2 protein-coding genes and 3 pseudogenes are annotated in these 5,038 nt (G+C 68.1%); all 5 read left to right on the forward strand.

Going from position 1 to position 5,038, the window contains the following annotated elements; translation table 11 throughout:
• A pseudogene (locus AB0D67_RS38885) lies at positions 1 to 125 on the forward strand (transposase); the annotation flags it as partial.
• 61 nt (positions 126 to 186) lie between these two features.
• Positions 187 to 1,992, forward strand: a complete 1,806-nt coding sequence (locus AB0D67_RS38890) for a transposase (RefSeq protein WP_362947405.1) — start codon at positions 187 to 189, stop codon at positions 1,990 to 1,992.
• A gap of 130 nt (positions 1,993 to 2,122) precedes the next feature.
• Positions 2,123 to 2,677, forward strand: a pseudogene (locus AB0D67_RS38895) (transposase); the annotation flags it as partial.
• Between the two features lie 52 nt (positions 2,678 to 2,729).
• Positions 2,730 to 4,805 carry an ISAzo13 family transposase gene (locus AB0D67_RS38900; RefSeq protein ID WP_362947407.1) on the forward strand — a complete coding sequence of 692 codons (2,076 nt, stop codon included), beginning with the start codon at positions 2,730 to 2,732 and terminating at the stop codon, positions 4,803 to 4,805.
• A 7-nt stretch (positions 4,806 to 4,812) separates the two neighbouring features.
• Positions 4,813 to 5,038 (forward strand): annotated as a pseudogene (locus AB0D67_RS38905) (transposase); the annotation flags it as partial.

Raw genomic sequence — 5,038 nt, forward strand, 5'->3', positions numbered from 1 at the left:
TGTCGGCCGAGGCCGACGGCCTGTGCGGCGCCGGCTACGGCGAGCGCAGCGAGGAGCGGACCAACCGGCGCAACGGTTACCGATCCCGGGAGTGGGACACCCGCGCGGGCACCGTGGCTGTTGCTTTTTGAACACGATCGTCTCGAGCAGCGGATTCACCAGGCCGGGGGATCGTTGGATGAGCGGATGGCGAGGGGTTTCCGACGGGTTGATCGAGATCAGCAGTTCCTGCTGCCGGTGGATATGCGCGAATGGCTGCCCGACGATCATGTGGTGTGGGTGCTGCTCGAGGTGGTCGAACATCTGGACCTCGCAGCGTTGGAGGCGCGCTATGCCCAGAGCGGGCCCGGCCGCCGCGCTTATGACCCTCGGATGCTGCTGTCGCTGTTGATCTACGCGTATTCGGCGGGTGTGCGGTCGTCACGGCAGGTCGAGCGGCTCTGCCGGACGGATGTCGCGATGCGGGTGATCTGCGGGCTGCAGGTGCCCGATCACACAGTGATCGCGCGGTTCCGTCAGCGGCACCAGGACTTCGTGCGGGAGCTGTTCACCCAGGTGCTGCTGATCTGCGCGAAGGCTGGGCTGGGGCGGCTGGGCGCCATCGCCGTGGACGGCACGAAGATCACCGCGAATGCGGCGAAGAAAGCCACCTGCCGACGGCAATGGCTGCAGCAGCAAGTGGATGAGATCCTCACCCGAGCCGCGGAGCAGGACGCGGCCGAGGACACCGCGTTCGGGCCAGGCGAGCATGCTGAGGAGACACCCCGGCAGCTGCAGGGACGGCGTGAGCGGGAGGAGCGGATCAAACGGGCCCTGGCCGAGGTGATCGCAGAAGAGACTGAGCGGGGCTTGGATGCCGAGGCCACGGCCGCAAAGGAACGCGCGTTCCTGGAGGCGACCCGGGCCGGCCGCAATGACGTGGGGTCTCGTCCGGTGGGAGCCGATCCCGTGGCGATCGCCGAAGCGCGGCTGCAGGCAGCCCAGGACCGGCTGGCTGAGGAAGTCGAGGCCAAACGGAACCAGATCGCAGTGATGCGCGAGCGGATCCGAAGGTTCGAAGCAGGCCAAGGGCCCAAGCCGAATCTCGGGCCGTTCAGCTTCGATGAGAACCGCGGCCAGCAGGTGGCCCGCGCCAAGCGGTGGGTCGCCCGAGCAGAACGGGAACTGACCGCCGCCCGGGCATGCAAGGTCGGCCCGCCCGCCGAGCACGAGCAGGCCGATCTGTCACCGGTGCCGGGCGGTGGCAGGCACGGGCCCCGTGGCATCACCAAGGACGATCGCCCGGCCGTCCGCCGCAACGTCACCGACCCCGACAGCCGCCTGATGCACGACAGCAACGGAGGCGTCATTCAGGGCTACAACGCCCAGCTCGCCGTGAGCGACGACGGCCTGATCCTCAGCGCCCAACTCGTCCAAGACATCAACGACCGGCGGCAACTGCAGCCGATGAGCCAAGCAGCCCTCACCGCGGCGCTGCTGGTTCATCAAGCACGATGCCTCGGCCAGTGCCCGAAGCTGGACCGATGTTGTCTCACCTCAGCTGCGTGTGAGTCCGGCAACCGCCCCCGCGGCTGCGACGACACCGGCTGCCCCTGCCTGGCCGACTGGATCGGGACCCTGCTGTTCGATGCCGGCTACTGGACCCAGGACAACCTCACCGTCTCCGGCCCCGACCGGCTCATCGCGCCCGGCAAGAACGCGGCTCGGCCCCAGCCCGGCCAGGACCACGGCCGGCCGCCTCAGAACGCCGATCCGGCCACCCTCATGATCCATCGCTTGGCCACTGAAGAAGGCGCTGCCCTCTATAAGCGGCGCGGTGCCACCGTCGAACCCGTCAACGGTCATCTCAAGGACCGCACCGCCCTGCGGCGCTTCGCCCGGCGGGGCCTGGCCGCCTGCCAAGCCGAACTCACCTTTGCCGCACTGGTCCTCAACATCGGCAAGTTCTGCCGCCTGACTCCGGCCCGACGTTCGATCGCTCTCACCACCTGAACCGCGGAGGTCCGCAAGCCCACCGGCCTGCCAGCGCCGTTACACAACCACAACCGGCAGGCCCGCTCTATGTCGATCCGCTCGGCCGAGCACCTCTGAATCAAGCCGCCTGCAATAACGCAACAGCCACACCGTTGAGCTCGCCATTCCCAAGCTGCGCTCGGGAAGCTACTTTCCCGACTGGCTGCTGCAGCGCCGGCGGCGGGCCGAGCAGGCGCTGATCAGCGTGGTGGCCACCAGCTACCTGCTCGGGGTCTCCACCCGCCGCATCGACAAGCTGGTGGAGCAGCTCGGCATCACCGGGATCTCCAAGAGCCAGGTCAGTCAGATGGCCAAGGTCCTCGATGGGCAGGTGGAGGCCTTCCGGACCCGGGCCCTGGACGGCGGGCCGTATGCCTTCGTCTGGCTGGATGCGCTGACGCAGAAGGTCCGCGAGGGCGGGCGGACGGTCAACGTCCACGTCCTGGTCGCCACCGCGGTCAACGCCGACGGCCGCCGGGAGATCCTCGGCTTGGAGGTGTCGGCGGCCGAGGACGGCGCCGGCTGGCTGGCGTTCCTGCGCGGTCTGGTCGCCCGCGGCCTGAGCGGGGTGCAGCTGGTGATCTCCGATGCCCATCCTGGTTTGGTTGAGGCGATCGGCGCGACCGTGCCGGGCGCGTCCTGGCAGCGCTGCCGCACCCACTGGAACCGTGAAGAAATAACATGGCGATTCGATCTTTCGGGTTGGATGTCATGTTATGTCGATCTTGCCCGATGCTCTCGATCAGCTGGCGTTGAAGTTCGAGGTCGTGCTGCCGCATTTGAACGAGCGGCAGCAGCGGTTGCTGATGGCGGCCGAGGCCCGGCTACTGGGGCATGGCGGAGTCCGTGCGGTCGCTCGGGTCGCCGGGGTCAGCGAGTCCACCGTGCGCAAGGGCGTGTTCGAGCTCGAGGACGGCGGGGAAGTGCTGCCGGACGGGCGGGTGCGTCGTGAAGGCGGTGGGCGTAAGAGCATCGAGCAGCAGGACCCTCGGATACTGCCGGCGCTGTTGGCGCTGGTCGAGCCGGACGAGCGGGGCGACCCGGAGTCGCCGCTGCGATGGACGACCAAGTCGCTGAGGCGCCTGGCGCAGGAGTTGACCCGGCGGGGACACCAGGTATCGCCGCCCACGGTCGGGCGGATGCTGCGTGAGAACGGGTTCACCTTGCAGGCCAACGCCAAGACGTTGGAAGGCAGGCAGCACCCCGAACGGGATGCGCAGTTTCGTTATATCAACGACCAGGTCAAGGACCACCGGGCCATGGGCGAGCCGGTGATCAGCGTCGATACCAAGAAACGTGAGCAACTGGGCCGGCTGCCCAACCCAGGCCGCGAGTGGAGGCCGAAAGGCGACCCGGTCCAGGTCGAGGACCACAGCTTCTTCTTCACCGGGCCGCAGGTCGAGCAGGCCATCCCGTATGGCATCTACGACATCGGCGCGAACACCGGCTGGGTGAACGTCGGCATCGACCACGACACCTCAACGTTCGCGGTCGCGTCGATCCGCCGCTGGTGGCAAGCCCGAGGCCATCTGGACTATCCGGACGCCTCCCGGCTGCTGATCACCGCTGACGCGGGAGGCTCCAACGGCTATCGGTTCCGGGTCTGGAAGGCCGAGCTCGCCGCTCTGGCCGCGGAGACCGGCCTGGTGATCACCGTGTGTCATTTCCCGCCGGGCACCTCGAAATGGAACAAGATCGAGCACCGGCTGTTCTCCCATATCACGATGAACTGGCGTGGACGGCCGCTGGCCAGCCACGAGGTCGTCGTCAACACCATCGCCTCAACGAGGACGCGCACCGGCCTGCGGGTCGAAGCCGAACTCGACACCGCCTCGTATCCGCTGGGCGTCACGGTGAGCAAGACCCGGTTCGCCGAGCTGCCAATCGACGCCCATCCCACCCGCAGCTCCTGGAACTACACGATCCACCCCGCCCTGGTCACCGCCGAGCGGCCACCCACCGCCAGCACCGACCGCACGCGGATCCGCGCTGCCGCACTACGCGCCCTGGCCGACTCCCGGCTGACCGGCATGACCGAAGCCCAGCTGGGCGACCTGGCGCGCCGGCTCGCTCCCACCCAGGCCGCGCGGGCCGAGCAGCGCACCTTCCACCAGCGCGGCGGCGAACGCCGCCGCGCCAAGGGCGCCGGGTCCCACAGCCTGCTCTCCGACGCGGACCGGGTGCTGATCACCGTCGTCTACCTCCGCCAGATCTGCTCCCAGAAGGTCCTGTCGGACATGCTCGAGGTCAGCGACTTCACGATCGGCTATTGGATCGCCGAGACCCGCAAGCTGCTCACCGACCACCAGGTCACGGTCCGCGCCACCACCATGCGGTTCACCACCGCCGCGCAGCTGCGTGGTTTCCTGGACAACGACGACGTCCCCGCCCAGCGGCCCCGGATCTCCGAAACGCTCTCGCACCCCGCTCTGACCGCGATGAGCCGCGAAGAACTCCACCAGATGATCGAGCGACTCACCCCACTGCACGCCGCCCGCCTCGAACGCCTCCGCTATCAGCGACGCGGCGGTGAACGACTCCCCGGAGCCCGAGGCGGCATCTTCCAACAAAAGATCACCGACGCCGAGCAGATCCTCGCCGCCATCCTCTACCAGCGGAAAATCTGCACACGGCAAGTCCTCAGCGAACTGTTCGACGTCAGCCCCCGCACCATCGGCAACGCTCTCATCCAGACCCGCCCACTCCTGGAACACGAAGGCTACGACCCCGCACCCGCCCCGGCCCGTCACCGGACCGCAGCCGCGCTCCTCGCCTCCATTTCACCGTGTTGATTCTTAACGGCTTCACTACCTGCGCAACCTGCTGACCACGGTTCCCAAGTCGGCGCAGCCGTGGGTGGCGACGCTGGTGCGGACCATCTTCGACCAGCCCGCCGCCGAGCAGGTCCGCACCCAGCACGCCTGGGTCATCGACGCCCTGGAAGCGAAGTATCCGGCCACCGCCGAGCACCTGGACGCCGCCCGCGAGGAACTCCTGGCTTTTGCCGCCTTCCCGAAGGAGACCT

Origin of the sequence: Streptosporangium sp. NPDC048047 (genome assembly GCF_040653115.1) — a bacterium.
GTDB lineage: Bacteria > Actinomycetota > Actinomycetes > Streptosporangiales > Streptosporangiaceae > Streptosporangium.

Coding starts and splice junctions, on each gene's coding strand:
- AB0D67_RS38900 (WP_362947407.1), top strand. CDS start 2,730: ATGTCGATCTTGCCCGATGCTCTCGATCAGCTGGCGTTGAAGTTCGAG.
- AB0D67_RS38890 (WP_362947405.1), top strand. CDS start 187: ATGGCGAGGGGTTTCCGACGGGTTGATCGAGATCAGCAGTTCCTGCTG.